Annotated in this window: 15 protein-coding genes; 4 read left to right on the top strand and 11 right to left on the bottom strand. The window is 44.2% G+C overall.

Going from position 1 to position 18,534, the window contains the following annotated elements; translation table 11 throughout:
* Nucleotides 1-8: 8 nt before the first annotated feature.
* The 4 genes from VR7878_RS01985 to VR7878_RS01970 are packed head-to-tail and all read right to left on the bottom strand — an operon-like array spanning nucleotide 9 to nucleotide 7,213.
* Nucleotides 9-1,964: a DUF262 domain-containing protein gene (locus tag VR7878_RS01985; RefSeq protein WP_077332938.1), complete on the bottom strand. Its 1,956-nt coding sequence runs from the start codon at nucleotides 1,962-1,964 to the stop codon at nucleotides 9-11.
* Entirely contained in the window at nucleotides 1,948-3,402 is a 1,455-nt protein-coding gene (locus VR7878_RS01980) for a DUF262 domain-containing protein (protein WP_077332936.1), read from the bottom strand. The genes VR7878_RS01985 and VR7878_RS01980 overlap by 17 nt, the downstream gene beginning before the upstream one ends.
* Complete coding sequence (locus tag VR7878_RS01975; protein WP_077332934.1) at nucleotides 3,399-4,763, bottom strand: restriction endonuclease subunit S; 1,365 nt, start codon at nucleotides 4,761-4,763, stop codon at nucleotides 3,399-3,401. Before VR7878_RS01975 ends, VR7878_RS01980 begins: the two co-directional genes overlap by 4 nt.
* Complete coding sequence (locus VR7878_RS01970; protein WP_077332932.1) at nucleotides 4,760-7,213, bottom strand: type I restriction-modification system subunit M; 2,454 nt, start codon at nucleotides 7,211-7,213, stop codon at nucleotides 4,760-4,762. Before VR7878_RS01970 ends, VR7878_RS01975 begins: the two co-directional genes overlap by 4 nt.
* A 423-nt stretch (nucleotides 7,214-7,636) precedes the next feature.
* Between VR7878_RS01970 and VR7878_RS01965 the strand changes: the two genes are divergently transcribed.
* The 4 genes from VR7878_RS01965 to VR7878_RS01950 all read left to right on the top strand — a co-directional run bounded on the left by VR7878_RS01965 (nucleotide 7,637) and on the right by VR7878_RS01950 (nucleotide 12,072).
* Nucleotides 7,637-10,255 (top strand): MIX and LysM peptidoglycan-binding domain-containing protein, encoded by a 2,619-nt coding sequence (locus VR7878_RS01965; protein WP_139343974.1) that lies wholly within the window; start codon nucleotides 7,637-7,639, stop codon nucleotides 10,253-10,255.
* An 18-nt stretch (nucleotides 10,256-10,273) separates the two neighbouring features.
* On the top strand, nucleotides 10,274-10,612 hold the full coding sequence (locus VR7878_RS01960) for a hypothetical protein (protein WP_139343973.1): 339 nt from the start codon (nucleotides 10,274-10,276) through the stop codon (nucleotides 10,610-10,612).
* A 6-nt stretch (nucleotides 10,613-10,618) separates the two neighbouring features.
* Nucleotides 10,619-10,957 carry a hypothetical protein gene (locus tag VR7878_RS01955; protein WP_077332926.1) on the top strand — a complete coding sequence of 113 codons (339 nt, stop codon included), beginning with the start codon at nucleotides 10,619-10,621 and terminating at the stop codon, nucleotides 10,955-10,957.
* Between the two features lie 236 nt (nucleotides 10,958-11,193).
* The gene (locus VR7878_RS01950) at nucleotides 11,194-12,072 is read left to right on the top strand and encodes a HEPN domain-containing protein (RefSeq protein WP_077332924.1); all 879 of its coding nucleotides are present in this window, start codon (nucleotides 11,194-11,196) and stop codon (nucleotides 12,070-12,072) included.
* A 155-nt stretch (nucleotides 12,073-12,227) separates the two neighbouring features.
* Here the strand turns inward: VR7878_RS01950 and alsE are convergent, their stop codons facing one another.
* From alsE to VR7878_RS01915, 7 genes are all read right to left on the bottom strand, one after another.
* Nucleotides 12,228-12,920, bottom strand: coding sequence for a D-allulose 6-phosphate 3-epimerase (alsE, locus tag VR7878_RS01945; RefSeq protein WP_077332922.1), 693 nt, complete (start codon nucleotides 12,918-12,920; stop codon nucleotides 12,228-12,230).
* A 186-nt stretch (nucleotides 12,921-13,106) separates the two neighbouring features.
* Entirely contained in the window at nucleotides 13,107-14,207 is a 1,101-nt protein-coding gene (locus VR7878_RS01940; RefSeq protein WP_077332920.1) for a PTS fructose transporter subunit IIC, read from the bottom strand.
* A 56-nt stretch (nucleotides 14,208-14,263) separates the two neighbouring features.
* Nucleotides 14,264-14,587, bottom strand: a complete 324-nt coding sequence (locus tag VR7878_RS01935; RefSeq protein ID WP_038182201.1) for a PTS fructose transporter subunit IIB — start codon at nucleotides 14,585-14,587, stop codon at nucleotides 14,264-14,266.
* A gap of 68 nt (nucleotides 14,588-14,655) precedes the next feature.
* Nucleotides 14,656-15,123, bottom strand: coding sequence for a PTS sugar transporter subunit IIA (locus VR7878_RS01930; protein ID WP_038182204.1), 468 nt, complete (start codon nucleotides 15,121-15,123; stop codon nucleotides 14,656-14,658).
* 365 nt (nucleotides 15,124-15,488) lie between these two features.
* The gene (locus VR7878_RS01925; protein ID WP_077332918.1) at nucleotides 15,489-15,944 is read right to left on the bottom strand and encodes a PTS sugar transporter subunit IIA; all 456 of its coding nucleotides are present in this window, start codon (nucleotides 15,942-15,944) and stop codon (nucleotides 15,489-15,491) included.
* Nucleotides 15,945-15,967: 23 nt separating this feature from the next.
* A complete protein-coding gene (locus tag VR7878_RS01920) occupies nucleotides 15,968-17,602 on the bottom strand; it encodes a BglG family transcription antiterminator (protein ID WP_205409402.1) in 1,635 nt (544 codons plus the stop codon).
* A gap of 707 nt (nucleotides 17,603-18,309) precedes the next feature.
* Nucleotides 18,310-18,534 (bottom strand): integrase core domain-containing protein (locus VR7878_RS01915; RefSeq protein ID WP_139343959.1); only part of this gene is annotated, 225 nt, incomplete at its 5' end.

Genomic DNA, 18,534 nt, shown 5'->3' with positions numbered 1-18,534 from the left:
TATGCCTTTTATTCCTGAGTTGAATGTAGAAGAATATCAACCATTTCTTCACCATGTTGCTGAATTTCAGTTTCAGTCCAACCGTTATTTTTTTTCGTCAGATTTATCATGTGGTAAAGCTTGAGGCTGTCTATCTCTTTCTGCTTTTCAAAATATTCTAGTTTACTATTTGGCTGGAAATTGCTTAAACGGGAATTCTTACTGTGACTGATCAAACAGAGGTTACCAAATGAATTCAAATGTTCACTATCTAGCTTAGAGAATTCACCTATCGGATGCTGAGGGTAGAAATGCTCAACAGAGCTGCGAAAGGTAAATTCAAATTCTTTAATCTTTGAGGATGACTCTTTCCCGCCTAACCAAAGCAAATAATCTAAAAAATTAAATACAAAGTTACTTTCAATCTGTCCATAGCATAATTTTTCCGTTGCGATATCCTTCAATTTTCTGTTTTTAGGTACATCTTCATCATAGCGGTCATAAAGCATATGATAATAATCTTCCCCAACACCAGGTGCTAAAAAGCGTTCAAATACAAATCGTTTAGCGATATTCATAAGATATTTTAAATAATCTTCAGCACTATTATTTTGATCGTAATATAAAAAATACAGCGCAGCATTCAACCAGTGTTTATAGACTGAAGTTGGTGTAGATACATGAAACGCAGCAAGTAGCATCAATACTTCCCGGTTAATCCCAGCATAGTCGTTATCATTATCATCAAAGCTATTGACAAAACTAACTGTGAAACGTTTTTTCTCCGGAGAATAATATTTTAGTTTTTTCAAACTCCAGTTATCTTTTCTCTGGGTAAACTCTCGTTTGATGACAAATTGATCAAACAAGTATTTACATTTAAGCAAAGCAAATATAAATTTTTTGACCTGTTTTACTGTTTGCGTTTTTTTTAACAGATGATGATCAAACTGATTAATCAACTGCTTATCATCCAGAGCAATATCTTCTTGTGTATACACACGTAAAACATGCAGCAATAAATTAGAAAAATCAATCACACTATGAAAACGATCCGGTGATTCATACTCATTAGTAGCGGTTTCTTCAGAAAAATTTTGATTTTGGTTGATAATATCAAATAAGGAGCTGGTGTTTTCAGCGTATTCTTTTTCATCTAGTCCATTCATCAAACCATCAAAATTGGTAACAGTAAATTGGCCCCAGTTTTCATGACCAAAAAATCGGTTTCTTTCTTCAACAGAGAAACCATACTGAACGTAGCGCTCCATATTCGCACACGCTTCCCACACTTTATGCAACACCTGAATTGAGCGAGTTCGATCCCTTTCATTTTTTATTTGATTCAGAACCGATAGTAATTTCGCTTTTAGTATTTCATGCTTTTCTAGCTGTTCACCGCGGTTATTCATCACTTCAAAATAATGATTAAGATCCGTCCCCTGAGGGACTTCAACTCGAATAATATTGATTCTATGAAATAGATAATAAACAAAATCCTCAAGCTTAATCGATAGTCGTTCAAGAGCCCTGCCAATAAGAATATAGCCACGAACTAGCGATTCGTTATATTCATCCCCCACAAGTAAATGGGGTTGGATCCCCTGCAATAGTCCCTTCAATGTGGCTTGTGATTTTGGCCGACTTTCAAAAGTCAGATTCAGTTGTTTCACAAGTACAAACTCATCATTCCGCTTTTGATGACTCAGATAGAGAGCCATTAACGATAACGTCGTAAATCGCTGTTGCCCATCAATCACTTCAAATACACCATCAGTTCGCCGATAAACGATCAAGGTACCGATGTAGTAACGTGGATTTTTGATTAACGACTGATAATCCGTCACATCCTGAACCAACTGATTAATTTCTCTCTCCCCCCATGCGTAATTTCGCTGATACATAGGGATAAGATAATTCGCCGCATCACCAAGCAATTGTTGAACAGAGAATTCAACGATATGTTCATTACTCTGATTTGACATAGTAATTCATCTTCCTGAACATGCAGACAAGCGGATCCTTATCGGCATTATTATTGTTACGGTTATTACGGTTATCGCTATCAGAAAGGCTCTGTAGGGGCATCATCAAAACATCAAGCGGATCAATCGCTTCTTTAATCATTCTGAGCAAATTAAAATTGAGTACGTAATTATCCATCGTCGCCAGTTGAACGACTTGCTGTTTAATTCGCAGGGAATAAGCCCAGATAAATATCTTCTCAATAGCAGCAGAGAGAGATTCAAGACCAAATTTATCAATATAAAAAATCAGAGCACAATCAAAAATAGACCGTACATATTTGTCCCCGGTACGATGACGTTGCGGATATTTTTCATTGCTATTTAGCAGCACTAAAATATCGACAGCCATGGTTGTCAGCTCTATACCCATAAACACCCGACCTTCATCTTGCTCTGACTGGCTTATCTGCTGAACCTGCTGTTGATAATGTTCCGTCATCTCAAAAAAACGCCGACCATTAATAATGATCTGATCGAGATAAAAGGGGAAACGCATCTGATGGCCATCAATTTTGCGGTGATACTGTTGATTATAGTCGTCGACATAATGATGAGAGATACGTAGTGATTCTACGTAAGGGAAGTGACCAATCTTATCCAGATTGACACCTTTGAAAAGACTAATGTCATTCTTGCCGAAATAACGAGCTGAATGCCCAGAGGCCCAGCGGCGTACCCGATAGAGATATTGAGCAAACAATGTTGCTAACGCATCACTTTCCATCGCCTCCCAGCCCGAAACAGCTGAAGCTTTAAGTGACTGTTCTTCTTGTGAAAACTCGCGTAAATGAAATGCTTTTAACAGATCATGGGGCTCAAGGTCACGCCCACGAGCATTTTGGGAATCAAAAAACTGAAACGCCTCAGAGATATCTTGCAAAACAAAAATAACCACCTGACATTGATTCAGCAAAAAATCGATATGGCTTTCGGTAAATTCATGTTTCTGAATCAACCGAGTCAGTCCCTGATAGTTACGAAGCAAATTTTGTTTGCTGATCTCGCGACTGAACTGTTGCCGCTGCATAAAAACGCGTACACAAGGTTCCAATTTATCAAGCTGCTTTTTTAAATCGGCACGTTGCAACTCAGAACGCCGACATGTCATGATTGCGTAGATTGCCAACACCAGTGTTAATATGCGCTGTTGACCATCAACAATATTTAAAACCGTAACGCCTTCTTTTTCTTCCTCATGCAGTACCACAGTACCAAGACGATAAGCCACACGCTGCTGGTGAAGCGCCAGATCCTGAAATAGTTGGCTGATATTTCGTTCAGTCCACTTATAAGGGCGCTGGTATTCAGGGATGGTCAGCGCCGGCGTTAATAATAACTGTCCGACACTTATTACCATTTTATCCAGCGCAACATCTTCCCTGACAGCATTCATCATTCATCGACCTCCACCGGCAACCGAGTTTTACCGGTCAGCAGCTCTTGCATCATGCCCTGTTTAATCTGGCGCGTTTTGGCTAAGCGCTGTTCAAGCACCTGAATTTCTGCGTCCATATCGGAGAGAATATTGGCGATAGCGGTTTGTTCTTCATTATTAACGGGAAGTGAAACTTGAAAGCTAGACATATCCTTATTTGTGATCTGATTAATAGTTGCTCCCATTATTTCATTGATCTGGTTCTGAATAATATTTGACTGGAACTGATAAAAAATGAACTTGGATGTCGCCGCATTAACTCTATAAATAGACATGAAAGCACCAAAGGCAAAACCAGCCGCTTTCTCATCAATTAATGCGCATTTTCCGATTAAATTTCTACTACCATTTCGAACACAGATTAAAACGTCATTCTCTTTAACTATTACTCGATTAGGTAACTCCATATCAACATAAACATTATTTTCATATGAAAGTTGATTATTTTGAATGTTAGAAGAACGCAGAACTAATGTACCAAAGTCTGAAACATCTTTAGGGCTATACGTTAGTCCTATGATCGTATCGCCAATTTCACTAAGCTTAACAACCTCCCAATCCTCCGGTATTTCCCCTAACTCGCTGGGTTTCATCCCTTTGGGTTGACCTTTATGCTCACCGCCGGTGTGGGTGGGCTCTTTATGAAATGCAAAAGGCGGCAGGCGGGTTTTGCCGGTGAGTAGTTGCTGCATAGTGGCGGTTTTGATCGCCTGCTTTTTGGCAATCAGTTGTTCCAGTTCAGTCAGCAACGCATCCATATCGGAGAGAATATTGGCGATGGCGGTTTGTTCTTTTTCTGGAGGGAAAGGGATGGATATATTCTTTATGATTTGTCCACTTAAATTTTCCTGCCCCCCTGAGTTACTTAAATCTCTAATATCATCGTACATGCTATTAAGAATTTGTAACATATAACTACTTTGGCAATTATTCTTTAAAGAAATCGCTGCACATGCTTGATTTATAGATGCATCAATTGATAAAACACCGACCTTTCCTCTTGTTTTCCCTTGTCCATACATAGCCATCAATATGGTACCTATACTACAAATCTTTGCAGCTGAACTTTCTAACCCTTTCTTTGTAATAAATTCGTTAGCATATGTGATGTATCCACCATCGATCAAAGTTGTAGTAACCCATGGAATGTCGCCCCCCCAATATTCTGAGATTTTACGATTAGGCGTACCTCCCGAGGAAATAACAGCTATATCGCCAATACTTTTTACGTCCCAATCCTCAGGAATCACTCCAACTTCGGTTTGCTTATAGCCTTGTGGCACAGTCTGTTTTTCTGTTGCTATTACTGCCGCCTCACTCATAGCGCCCACTCCAGTCCCATGGCTTTGAGATGATTGGCCACCTTATCACTGAGCTCTACCACAGATTGGGTCAAGGTTGGCAGTGGCGTGCTATAGCGCTGTTCCAATTCTTTCACGCGATGGGCCAGTTGCTGGGTAACGCGCTCAATTTCCGCCTGAATATTGGTTTGCAGAGTGGCGAGCCATTTATCATCGACAATCAAGGTTTTGATGTCATCAAGGGTTAAGGTTGGGTAACGCTTAAAGACCGCCAGATCTAACACCTCTTGTGCCTCTTTTACTGCTTTTTTAGCGTTTGCTTCCGCATTAAACAGTTTGGTTGCTTGTTTCAGGGCGTTAAGCTCTTCGGCCTCGGTCGCTCCTTTGGCGCGAGCGGCGACACTGGCTTTGGTGATTTTATCTTTGTCATTCATGGCATCCGCCAGCAGACCGTCTTCACCGCCATGCTCTTCGAGATGGCTTTCTAAGGCTTGAGTGGCGGCATCTTGTTTGGCTTGCAGTTCGTTGATATTGGCCTGCTTATCCGCATAGTAACGCGCCACAATCAGCGTAGGCGGAATGATTTCGGCTTTATACTTTTGTTTGTTGATCACCAGATCCGGCGTTTCTTTGAGTTTCTCGCCTTTCTTCACTTTCAACTCACGCAGTAGGTTGCCTGCTTGCCAACCATCTTGCACCAGCACATACACATCGTCTTGCATCACGTCCGCCCAGTAATCCATCAGGATCTGGAAAATATTGTATTTACTGAGCAGATCGCTGTTGGCATAAGCGGTTAACAGAGCATCAGAAAGCTCGAAAATCAGCTCTTTCGGGCTGTCGCCTTTGCCAATTTCTTTCAGTGCTGCCTGTTTCAGCCACTGCTTGAACGGTAACAAACTGCGAGTAGCAAACGTTTTAAATTCAGGATGCTCAAGAATGGTGGCCTTCACCTGACTTTCTGCCACCAGTGGCTGGCTGTAACCGTCACGCAGCGGTGCAAACAAGGTCTCACGCAGTGACGGGAACACACGCCAGAAATCACCAAGGGCATCGACATCACGGTTCGGAATGCCACCTTGCAGGTGCGCCGTTAAATCATGCAGATCTTCTGGTTCGGAAGAGTCGATATAACGGGGAATATTGAGGTTGTAGTCGTTTTCAGCAATTTCCGACATTGGCACTAAGCGGCTGTAACGATCAATCTCCAGACCATTATTAAACACTTCCACCACTTTGTAGATATCCTGACTGCGCAGCCGGTTTTTATTGCCGTCTTTCATAAAGCCTTTGCTGGCATCAATCATAAAGATCGGGCGCCCTTCCACTTGACCATCGGCCGTGGTAGAAGCTTTTCTGGCGTACTCTTTATCAATCACGATAATGCAGGCCGGAATACCGGTGCCATAAAACAGGTTAGCCGGCAGACCGATAATGCCTTTGATATAACCTTGTTTGATCAGGTTTTCACGAATATTGGCTTCGGCATTGCCCCGGAACAATACGCCATGCGGCAAGATCACCGCCCCTTTCCCGGTACTTTTCAAACTGGTCAGAATATGCAGCAGGAAGGTATAGTCACCGTTTTTCGCCGGTGGAATCCCCCAGGTAAAACGACCATACAAATCTTCATTCGGGTTTAAGCCACTGGTCCAGTTTTTATTGGAGAACGGTGGGTTAGCCACCGCAAAATCGAACGTTTTGAGCTTATTGGGGGCGTCTTTCCAGTGTGGTTCCGATAAGGTGTTGCCTTTGAAAATACTGGCAGTTTCGCAGCTGTGTAAAATCACGTTCATCCGCGCTAATGCACTGGTCGCATTATCCATTTCCTGACCGTAAAGGGACAGGCCACGTTGCGACTGGTCATTGACTTTCAGTAACAGCGAGCCGGAACCACAGGTCGGGTCGTACACAGTAGCATCCTGCGGGGTCTCTTTGGTGATGCCAACCACGCTCGCAACAATGCGGGATACTTCCGACGGTGTGTAGAACTGACCTTTCGACTTACCGGATTCGGTGGCAAAGTGACGCATCAGGTATTCATATGCATCCCCCAGCAAATCGTCTCCATCGGCGCGGTTACCGGATAAGTCCAGCCCTTCAAAAATACCCACCAGTTTGGTCAGACGATCGACCATCTCTTTGCCTTTACCGAGTTTATCTTCGTCATTAAAATCAGCGACGTCGATCACCCCTTTAAGATCATTCTCTTCCGCAATTTTACCAATGATGTGCTTGTTTATTTTTTCGCCAATATTTTTATCCCCTTTGAGGGCAACCAAATCATCAAAACTGGCGCCTTGAGGGATGACGATCATGCCGTAGGGATCGCCCTTAAACTTATCACTCACGTATTTAATAAACAGCATTGTTAACACGTAATCTTTGTACTGACTGGCATCCATACCACCGCGCAATTCATCGCAGCTCGCCCAAAGAGAGGAATAAAGTTCGTTTTTCTTAATGGCCATTCTATTTAAAACCTTAGGTATATACCTGAAATGGATTGGAACATTACCGTTGTATGGTATTACAGCCGGTCACTTTTATGAGCGACCCAGAGGTGCATTTCGCTAAATTAGATAATTTTGACTCAATCAGCAAGAATAGACAGCAGAGTCTGATTCAAATGACCATTTTTACTGAATAAACTGCCAATTGAAAGCCTCTATTTGGCAGAAACACAGCGTATTCAGGCTCCAGGGTACATCAGTCCCTCCAGATCGAATCAGGAAAACAAAAGAGTGATGAAAATATAAACGGTTTTTCCTTGCCCCGGGAAAACGGCAGAGCTTGCAAAAAAACAATCTCAACCATTCATTACCTGATCCATCTTTGTCTATTTCCTGTAATATATGCACCCCATTTAATTGCAACCCAACAAAATAATAACAATGAGTTACAACGTCGTTCGTCTTTCCGATCTGATGGCTTATGAATTTGGTCAGGTCGAAGGTGATTTTGATTCCCTCAGAGAATCCGATTTAAAAACAGCGCTTCCCGCCGGAATGAGTTTCAGACAATTGCAGGCCGAGTTAAAAAGTGGTGAGCTGGTTTTACTACATGACACCCCCTCAGAGCCGTTGATGATCCCGGCTCAGGATGAAATGAACCACCAGCGCTGGCAAATCAATCCACTCGTGACCGATCAACTGGAGCCACTGGCACAACAAGCTTATCTGGAACGCGTTGCGCTATCAGAGAAAGGTGGCGGAAGTCATGCTGCCGGAGGAGGTTCCGGTAGTGGCTATTCAGGGAGCCTGCATCCGGCTCAGCCGATGCCGCCTTATGTTCCTGAGCCGACCATCCCGGATAATGCCGATCAGGTTCCTGCTTCGAAATATGAATATATGCTGGAAATCGCCTGCTCGGATGAATCCCGCCTGTCGATGCTCCGTTATGGCTTTGTGCTACAGGGTAAAAAAGCAGAAGTGAAAACCGGGCCACAACAGCAAGACCGGACGGAACACGGCACTCGTTATGTGTACCGCGCAGCCTATAACGAGCAGAAAAGGCTCTATGCTTTCAGTGACAGCGCTCCGCTTGGTGTCAGTCTGCCAGATCCGGTACGGGTAAAACCCATTGGCTCAGCGATGGTTCGTGATGCCTATATTCCTATCCAGCCTGCGGTACAGGTCGGCGGACGGCTTGGCTTTCCGGCGTCCGGGTATCTGTATCATTTCCGGGATAATAAATTGGTTCAGGAATATTGTCTGCCGGAAGATGGTGAAGGCCTGTTTTATGCCACGCTTTCCCGTGAAGGGGTGCTGAACACTGCAAGAGGCTGTCCGTGCAGTCACCGGGCTTTACTGGTGTTCTGGAAGATAAACGGGGTGGAGATCAACCATCAGTCACTGGTGTATCTGAAGCAGCCCATCACCTTGGAGCAACTGAACCATCTGGATGACACCATTGCACAACATGGGATTCATCTGGATATCCGTGCCCTGCTGGATGCAACCCGTCAACCGGTCATGAGCCGGGAGTCGGCAGAGCAGAAACAAGTGCAACCTGAGGAGCCGACCACCCATACGGTGCAGCGTGCTCCGGGAAGTAACAAGCGAGAATCGTGGCCGGAGATCGCCCAACAATACGGACTCAGTGCTAAAGAATTGCTGAATCTGAATCCCGCTTATCACGCAGACCCGATGACATTGAAAATTGGGGATGTACTGAATATCAGCACGAAACAAGAAAGCGCCGTCGTGCCGGAACGGATCAGTGCGATGCCGCCCCAATCCCCGCAGGATTACAATCAACCGCTCAATAGCTGGTATCGCTATCAGGAAAAATATCTCACCGACACTCAGGTGATCGCAATTCATGATCAAAGTCTGGTCACGGCAGATATTCCGCTGGTGCGTATTACCGATGAACCTGTTGCTTTTGATTTGGGCTTTTCTATGGTTGAAAAGCATCAGTCTCAGGCCAGCTTGTGGAACGACTTACTCCCGGATGAAACCACCCCGGAAGTGCGCTCGATGCTGCAACAACTGAACGGCCATCTGAATGACCCGGTTCGCCCCGGAGAACTGGTGATACTCGCCAGTCAGGCGCCGCAATCAGACCAAGAGCAACAAAAACTCGATGTATTACAGGAAGAGGCGAAAATCGCCAGTGAAGCCATTGGTGAACTATCGGATGAACAGGCCGAACTGAATCACCGTTACTTTGAAACACTGGATTGCAAAGTCTGTGAAGCGTTCGAGCAAGGCGCACCGAGTGACGCCTTTGCATGGAGCAGCGCCGCCACGGGGACTTTGGCTCCGGCAATGCAGAAACATCTGGAGAACGTGGCTGCAACCCTGCAAAAGCTGGATGGTTTATATATTCGTTTCTTGGGCAAACATATCGGTCGGGAAGCATTTATCCAACAACGTCAGGCATTAACCGGCCTGCTCGACTCACAACTGGATAAACTCACCCAAAAAACGCTGAGCCTCCCCGTCAATACCGGATTGAAAGAGAAACTTGGCATTCACTCAACCAAATCACTCATTCACCATGCGGATGAAATTCTGGAAGGCGGACGCGTGCCGGAGCTTGGCAGACATCTCGCAAATACATCAAAATGGGTGAAATACGCAGAAAACGCAGGCAAAGTGTCCATCGGACTGAGCATCGCCAGTGCCACCTATTCAGTCACGCAGCAATGTGAAGCCGGTGGATTGAGTGACTGTGCAAGGGCAACAATGGTTGAAACTGGTGGCGTTGCTGGTGGTTGGGTCGCAGGGACAGCAGGTGCGATTGCTGGGGAAGCGATTGTTATAGCGTTCAGTATTACTTCGGCTCCAGTTATCTTAATCGTTGTTGGTGGGGCCGCGTTAGGCGTAGGTATTCTAGGTGCTGGTGCTGGAAAAATGGGAATGGGCTCTTTCTTTGACTCCATGAAATTTGGCGACTTACTTGATAATATTGAATCTAAATTTATGGATGATATCCCCAATGAGATCGAATCCTATATCAACAAAAGTATCTTTAGTGATTTTGGTATTCCAAGTAATTTTAACTAGTTAGAAATAATAATTATTATGAATGAAGTAATTTCAAGATGCCTTGGTTTGTTTGGTATGGTCTGGATGATAGTCTTCTTTATCTGTAGCCTACGTTATAGTTTTGGAGATAGAAAACATGTACAGACATTAGTTCGTAAGCTGGCAAGAAATCCGAATTGGTACCTAGAAGATAAAGGTATCATCATGATCTCAGGGATCAGCGCTGGCGGACTCTTAGCAATCTATAGTTTTATTTACCCTTTCGTTGTCCGTCGTTCTGTAAAGCGTGGTTATAAATTGGATATTATGATGTGGTTACACTGGCTGTGGTGGATGGTTTTTTCATACGCTGTCATTGTAGAACTTATGAAGTAGCCCGTTATGTATGAGATTATTTTGCGTGGTATCAGTATTTATGCCCTTGTCTGGATGATAGTCTTTTTCATCTGCATGATGCGCTACAGTTTCGGTGATAGAGAACATGTCTATATGCTGATTCGTAAATTAGCCAAAGACCCACAATGGTATTTTAATAAAAATAGTGTCATGTTCACGCTGATTTCAGGCATGAGCGCTGGAGGTGTTCTCGTCATTTATAGCCTGATCTACCCATTTATTGTTCACCGTTCTATCAAACGTGGTTATAAAATGGATCTGATGATGTGGCTACATTGGTTATGGTGGGTATGCTTTTTATTCCCGTGGTCTTACGTAGTGTAGTTGTACAAAATATCAGCGCAATATATCCCACAAGCATTAGAAAAGTATGATTTTTCCTGAATTGTGTCGCAAAGTGACCCTGCGTATATCGTCACCGCCACCCAAATCGCTCACGATACCGACATCAATTCACAGCCGGGTATCACTATGACAAAACCGAAAATCATCAACAAAAACAACACTGCTCGATGTGGTAACGGTTTGTTTTGCCCCCGGCTCGTAGTAGGATAACCGCGATGAAAACAGCACTCGATCACCTCCCGGAGCGGAAACAACAAGAACTTCACACCATCACCACCGTATTACGCGATACGCTGGATGATTTTCTGCGCAACAAAAATGGCAGCAAGGCTGAGTTTCGGATCCTCAAAATTATCCTGTTTGGCAGCCATGCCAAAGGCACATGGGTCAGTGACCGCCCCAACGGTTATATCAGCGATTACGATATTCTGGTGATCGTCAACCGCTCGTCATTAGTCGAAGAGTACGCGGTGTGGCACAGTGCCGAAGAGCAGATCGCGCGTCGGGTGACCTCTGCCCCGCTCGGCTTGATCGTTCACACACTCAATGAAGTCCATCAGCAACTCCAGCAAGGTCACTACTTCTTTAAAGATATTCGGGAACAGGGCATTGAACTGTTCAGTGCCGATAAGCGGGAACTGCCCACGCCGGGGAATTTAAGTGAGGAAGAATCACGTTCGATTGCAGCAAAACACTTTAAACGTTGGTTTGCTAATGCAGAATCGTTTTACCTCAATTACGGCCACTGTATTGAACGTGAAGATTATCCGATCGCTGCTTTTGAGCTTCATCAGGCCACCGAACGCCTGTTCGCCTGCACCCTATTGGTGTGTACCAACTATCTGCCCAAAACCCACAATATTGAAAGCCTGCGCTCGATGTGCGCCCAGCAAGACCCGGCCTTTGCCGAACTGTTCCCGATGGAAAACAAGTTTCACCGTCGCAGCTTCCAGCGCCTCAAACGCGCCTACATCGATGCCCGCTATTCTGAACATTACGAAATCACCGCCGAAGAGCTGACATATTTACAAAGTGAAGTGGACAAATTACGGGAGATGACGGAACGGGTTTGTCGGGGGAGGATAGCACCCTAGTTGCTTAGGAACCTATTTGTTTATGGAAACAAGGGGCTAGCCATTTGTTCTGAGAGAGCGGGGATTTTTATAAACTCATATGCTGCTTTTAAAAAAATCGGTCCGGGCTGTGTGTTCATCGCCCCACAGCCCGGCCACCACTGACTTGAACCAAACTAGCGAAATGTTTCCCCCGTCGCTTGTTCAAACTCAGCCACCATTTGGAACCATGAACTTTCAATATGATCCGTCAAATTGAACAGCCCGCTGCGCCCGATCACGTAAATATCGGGTTTGACAGCATGGATCACTTGCCAGTGCTCTTTATTGGTTGAGCCATCCATTTCAATCAGATAGTGGTAGTCATGCGTGTCACGCAACTGTCTTAACTCGGTAATTTTGTCGAGCATCTTGACCAAGAATCGTTGCCCGGCAAATCCCGGGTCAACGGTCATGATGGTGACTTTATCAAGCAGGTCGATATACGGCAGAATCGCGCTTACCGGCGTCTCGGGGTTTAACACCACACCGGCCTTGAGCCCGGCAGCATGGATTTGGTCAATCAGACGAAAGGCAGTGCCATTGGTGTTTTCTGCTGGCATACAGATAAATTCACACTGAATATTGATCAGTTGCTGCACCCAGAATGTCGGGTCAGTAACCATCAAATGGGCGGACATCGGTTTATTACTCAGTTTACGGGTCTGTTCAATAAACCACGGCGATAAACTTAAGTTCGGGACAAAATGTCCATCCATAATATCAATATGAAATGAATCAACGTGATCGTTTAAAAAAGTAATCTGCTCTTTAAATTGATCAAGGTCCATAGTCATTAACGATGGAGAAATATGTATATGTTCACTCATATTTTCAAATTCCGTTCTTTGGTGAAAAGATAGTTCAAATAGCAATAACAAACCCTCACCATTCAATAACGAGGCGAAAGTTATATAATTCACGCCATTATTTATATGGATAATTTAAATATTTAAATTTGAGACTGAGTCTATTTAAATCACTATGTTACTCATTGCTATTTTACAAAGAGGTCGCTAGTTAATTTTAATATCATCTAAATTGAGCTCTTCTTCGTCATTATCTGCGATGACATCCATCGGGACATCTTTTTTAATCAGCGCATAAACCGTACCGGTCACGAGAATATTGACGACTAAAGCCATCAGTCCGGCCATCGGGTTCGACATAGTGGGCAGCATAAAGATCCCCCCAAAAGGGACAGTCGCATCAGCGCCATACACCAGAGTAATCGCTCCACCACAGGCACCGCCAATCGCTGCCGCAGTAATCCCACGGGCAATATCGTTCATCACAATCGGAATCGCGCCTTCCACTATATTAACCACGCCCATCGGAACCGCAGATTTAAGGGTTTCGATTTCCTCGTAGTTATAAATATTTTTACGCAGCAGTTTGGCAATAAAATAAGCCAGACCAAAACCAACCGGTGTGGCTGTATTAACCAACTGGAGGGCGGTAATCGGTTCATTAATCCCCTGCGCCTGAAGCGTTAATACAAAGGCAAAACATGTTTTATTAATCGGCCCGCCAAAGTCAATAATACACAGTGCACCAATCACCGCGCCTAATACCAAGTTCGATGAGGTGCTCATACTTTTTAAGAAAGAGGTCAGCACCTCGGTAAAAACCCCCACGGGAGTACCGATGATATAGACCATAACCAGCGCACTGATGAGCGAGGCAAAGAAAGGCACAATCAAAGTCGGCATTAATCCTTTCGCCCAGTTGGGCACCTTGACATGTTTAATGATGGCAAGTGCCAGATAGCCCGCCATGTAACCACCGAGAATCCCGCCAATAAAACCGGCAGAAATCGCATTCGCCGCGAGCCCGACCACAAAACCCGGTGCGATACCCGGTTTACCGGCAATCGAACCGGCGATCCCGCAGGCAATCACAACCGGCAACAGACCGAGCGCCTTGGCGCCGACGGTGGCGAGAACGCCCCACACATCAAATTGCCCGGGAACCAGTGTGTCTTGAACGGTACCGCCCAGCGATAAACCGATGGAAATAATAAAACCAGCACCGCAAACAATGGGAATTAAAAATGATATAGCGGTGAGCAGATGCCCTTTCGGATTGGCTGCTTTCCATATTTCTTTCATGCTCATATATAGCACCTTCTATTTCATGTTGGATGTAATGGATAAATCAATCGCTGTTATTTTTATTGTGCTTGACTGCTTAAGACGATTTCTTGTAGTTTTTCTATCAGTTTATTGGGTGACTTCACCGCCATTTCTGTCGGCACTTTGACGACTTTTTTTCCGGCGAATCGTTCTTCTCCGGAGACCTGAACATCAGCCGCCAGTAAAACAATATCGGCTTGGGCAATGTCCTCTGCTGTTAATGCATTCTCAATCCCAATCGTGCCCTGCGTTTCAATTTTTGCATGATGGCCCGCTTTCTGGGCTGCGATTTCAATCTTTTTCTGTGCAATATAGGTATGTGCAATCCCTACCGTACAGGCTGAAATACCAACAATATTCATAATCACCCTCGATAATTTATTCAGTGTTTTATTTCTGCGATGAGAAATAAAATGAGTGGACGTTCAACTTAAGCATTCACTTCATGTTGTGTATTAAAAATTTTAATCATATTTTCCGGATCATTTTCTGCCAGTAATTGCGCGATAATCTCCTCGTCGGCTAATGCGCTTGAAACTTGTGTTAATAACCGGATATGCATCGTGTCCTGATCCGCTAAACGCACAGCAAATAAAATGACACAACGAATATCGCTCCCGTCCATGGTTTCCCAGGGGATTTCATGCTGAGTGCGACCAATAGCCAGTGTGGTATGAGTGACCGCTGAAGACTTGCCATGCGGGATCGCAACATGGTTTTCAAATCCGGTTGAACTTTGTTCTTCACGTAACCAGACATCCCGAAGAAACTGCGCTTTATCGCTGACAGAGCCATCTTGGACTAATAAATCGGTTAATTCTTCAATGGCCTCTTCCTTGGTTCTGGCGAGCATATTTAATTTGATATGTTTCGCCTTCAGCACTGTCGAAATATCCATAAACCACCTTTGTTAATATTGAATAAAAATTGAGAAACAGTTTGTGTATCACTGACCGGATATCACTTTCTGTCATAAAAACTGCTGTAATGAAAAAAGTGCTGTCATGCGATTATTCTTTAATATTGAATAAAAGATTCGATATCTCACCCAATTCCCCTGTACCAAACCCAATCAATCATCAGATAAAATAGAATTCGCCGCTCAAACTATCTGGTCATTATTATTCGGCCGTCCTCGATGATAATAACAATAAGAAAAATACCCCCGGGTCACAATACTAAATAGTGTCCATCACTCAGGACAATTGATGAACACTGACAAGATAAGAAAATAAAAGCATACAGACTCATTTTATCGGTGACTCACGACGATTGATTCAACATTGCGATGATATTTTGAGGTTCATTCTCTGCGAGTAATTGCGCGATAATCCCCTCATCTGCCAATGCACATGAAACCTGGGTTAATAAACGAAGATGATCCGTATTGGGCGCATCCGAACAAATGGCATATAAAATAATGCAACGAATATCGCTGCCATCCTCAACTTGCCAATCAATGCCCTGCGGAGCTCGCCCAATCGCCAACGCGGTTTGGCTGACCGCCGAAGATGTGCCATGCGGCAGGGCGATATGATTTTCAAATCCGGTGGCCCCTTGCGCCTCCCGTTGCCAGACATCCCGAAGAAACTGAGCTTTGTTGCTCACATAGCCCCCCTGCACCAATAAATCGGTTAATTCTTCAATGGCCTCCGCTTTGGTTCTGGCGCTCATCTTTAATTTGATATGTTGCGTCTTCAGCACTGATGAAATATCCATTGATGTTCCCCGTTAACATGAAATCAAGCTTGCGTCACCGCATACGCATCACTGGCTTGCTGTAGTTTCTCTGTGATGAGCTTTTCCGTAATCCGTTGGATATCGGCATCATTCAGAAATGCAGTGACATAGACGACGGGCGTCTCGACCTCTGACACATGAACCGTAGAAATAATCAGGTCGGGCTGCATCTGCTGGTTCACTCGCTGCACATTACCGACGGGTACCGCGGCAACAATCTCCCAATCAGGAAATGCACGCAAAATCCGGCTTTTCAGCAAATGTGATGTGCCGATTCCGGTAGAGCACACCAACAGAACACGCTTGTGGGTGATCTGGCGTTCAATCGCTGCCTGAAAATGAACCGCCAGATATCCCACTTCATCATCAGACACTTTATGTTGCGTCGTTGCTTGTTTAATCGCTTGTTTTTCAATACCTTCTTGTTCAATGTTTTCCTGTTCAAGGCCGTCTTGTTTAAGGCGATAGCGCAAGACATTTTCTATCGCAATCCGGGTTAAGTGATAGACATCCACCAGCTCATTTTTAATATCCTCCAGCAAGGGGTTGCGAATATTAATCTGATAATGCAGTCGATTCATCAGGGGACGGATATGCACGACCAAGCCGTCATACAACTGGCTGTCCTGACTCAGATCGATATTGATGAGCTGTGAAAAGTGCGTCACTAAATCCGATGTAATCTCACGCGCCTCATCGCTGAATAATTCTGAGTGCAACTTCTGGCTGTTGTGATTTTCAACGACTAACACACCCGATGAAATAATGTACTGGTAAATAAACCACACTTCATCATCCGGTAGCGGTAAAGCAATGTATTGCTCAATTTTTTCTACCATGCTTTCGGCGACGAGAAACACAGTGTCCGCCAAGGGTTGACGGGAGACAGGATCGGGTTGATCGAGTAAATTTCCTCTGGTGCGGCGATGCATCATAATCAAAATATGGGTAAATAGATTGATGTAGTACGCTTCACCTAATGGGTAGGCCAGTTCTTGTTCCATGTCTTGCAGCAGCCCCTGAACAAAGGCGACTTCGTCGTGACCGAAATACTGAACCAGCGCTTTATAGCTCCCCGAGTCCAGTCTTGAATGGTTGACAAGACCAAGCTCCTGATGGTTGATTAAGCCGTTGATCAAGGCAGCCATCGCCTGACGGACATGATTTTCATCCCCTTGAATCCGGGTACCGCTTTGACTGCGAATCAACTGTAACCCAAGCGGCGTTATCCAATCTTCAATCATTCTCAGATCATTCACGACAGAGGCATTGCTGATATAAAAACGTTCTGACAGCTTGTTGATTGACGTTTCTTTGGGGGTCTCACTCAATAGCCAGGACACAATTTTTATCCGGCGGGCGTGTCCCATCATGTTGTCTGAATCTTCACTCTCACCATTGAGTTGTAGTTCCAGTTGCAAGAGGTCTGCGGTATTGTCGGCCAACAGCAAAACCCCTGCCCCGACTTTTTTATCCACCTGAACGTTCGAACCCGCTAAGTAATCCTCAATCATATTCAGATCACGCTGGATTGTTTTTTTCGAGACGTCAAATTGCTCTGCCAAATTGAATAAGGTGACATACTCTCGCTGTTGGAGCAGAAAACGTAATAATTTATGTTGTCGTGAGGTAATCATTTCAATTTTTACCTTTGGTTATCAATCCATGATTCATCGTTCAATCTATGCTATTTCGTCTTCGGTTTCGGAGCGGTGGAGACTCTGTGAGTTTCAAGATAAGAAAATATTGATGTGGTCACAATACTAAATAGTGTCCATAACTCAGGACAATTGATGAACACTAAAGGAGATAACAGTCAACATAAGATGCTGATTAAAATAAATAATCCATCAAATACAGCGCATCAGCCAACGTCCCCAAAAACTACCAAAACATGATATCGGTTCGCCTTTTTGGTTCATCGTATCTGGCCGCTATGAGCTATGACTTGCTGCATATATTCATTGAAACACCTATGTTTTCTGTTCATTCATCCCGATCATTACGACCCCAAAAATATTGAAAGTAAATGATAAGCACATGCCAGTGCTGGCAGGGATAAAATTACTACGTCTAAACGGTATTAAAGCGGCACTCATGTGAAATGGTGTATATACAGATAATCGGTACATGGCGGGAGGTGAGCCCGGCTGTTCCTTTGAATCACGACCGCTTAGTGGCACTTTACCATAAACATCTGTTTTTATAAGACAATTAAACTTCTTTCAATATATGTGGTTCACTTTCGATTTTATCGACAAAAGTTAACTCAATCGGATTACTAAAACTAATGACAACAAAATCCATCACCGTATCGTGTTCTTGTTTCTGAGGAGTGTAGTGGTCAACTAAAATTGGCCACGGTTTTAGAGTTTTTCCAATATAGTCGTTCAGACTCATTGGGTGTCAGCCCACCATTATATTGATGGGGCCTAAGTTGGCTGTAATAACCTGTGATGTAACGAGTTATATGCTGTCTTGCTTCGCTAAAACTCCTATAACCCGACACCGGTATCCATTCTGTCTTTAGACTTCTGAAGAACCGCTCCATCGGGCTATTGTCCCAACA

The sequence above is a fragment of the Vibrio ruber DSM 16370 genome (genome assembly GCF_900163965.1).
GTDB lineage: Bacteria > Pseudomonadota > Gammaproteobacteria > Enterobacterales > Vibrionaceae > Vibrio > Vibrio ruber.
The sequence above is the reverse complement of the archived record's forward strand: the minus strand, read 5'-3'. Positions and strand labels throughout refer to the sequence as shown.

Excerpts from the sequence above, each read along its gene's own strand:
- VR7878_RS01980 (WP_077332936.1), bottom strand. The coding sequence starts at position 3,402 with ATGATGAATGCTGTCAGGGAAGATGTTGCGCTGGATAAAATGGTAATA.
- VR7878_RS01950 (WP_077332924.1), top strand. The coding sequence starts at position 11,194 with ATGAAAACAGCACTCGATCACCTCCCGGAGCGGAAACAACAAGAACTT.
- VR7878_RS01965 (WP_139343974.1), top strand. The coding sequence starts at position 7,637 with ATGAGTTACAACGTCGTTCGTCTTTCCGATCTGATGGCTTATGAATTT.
- VR7878_RS01975 (WP_077332934.1), bottom strand. The coding sequence starts at position 4,763 with ATGAGTGAGGCGGCAGTAATAGCAACAGAAAAACAGACTGTGCCACAA.
- VR7878_RS01955 (WP_077332926.1), top strand. The coding sequence starts at position 10,619 with ATGTATGAGATTATTTTGCGTGGTATCAGTATTTATGCCCTTGTCTGG.
- alsE (WP_077332922.1), bottom strand. The coding sequence starts at position 12,920 with ATGAGTGAACATATACATATTTCTCCATCGTTAATGACTATGGACCTT.
- VR7878_RS01985 (WP_077332938.1), bottom strand. The coding sequence starts at position 1,964 with ATGTCAAATCAGAGTAATGAACATATCGTTGAATTCTCTGTTCAACAA.
- VR7878_RS01930 (WP_038182204.1), bottom strand. The coding sequence starts at position 15,123 with ATGGATATTTCGACAGTGCTGAAGGCGAAACATATCAAATTAAATATG.
- VR7878_RS01960 (WP_139343973.1), top strand. The coding sequence starts at position 10,274 with ATGAATGAAGTAATTTCAAGATGCCTTGGTTTGTTTGGTATGGTCTGG.
- VR7878_RS01925 (WP_077332918.1), bottom strand. The coding sequence starts at position 15,944 with ATGGATATTTCATCAGTGCTGAAGACGCAACATATCAAATTAAAGATG.
- VR7878_RS01920 (WP_205409402.1), bottom strand. The coding sequence starts at position 17,602 with ATGATTACCTCACGACAACATAAATTATTACGTTTTCTGCTCCAACAG.
- VR7878_RS01970 (WP_077332932.1), bottom strand. The coding sequence starts at position 7,213 with ATGGCCATTAAGAAAAACGAACTTTATTCCTCTCTTTGGGCGAGCTGC.
- VR7878_RS01940 (WP_077332920.1), bottom strand. The coding sequence starts at position 14,207 with ATGAGCATGAAAGAAATATGGAAAGCAGCCAATCCGAAAGGGCATCTG.
- VR7878_RS01935 (WP_038182201.1), bottom strand. The coding sequence starts at position 14,587 with ATGAATATTGTTGGTATTTCAGCCTGTACGGTAGGGATTGCACATACC.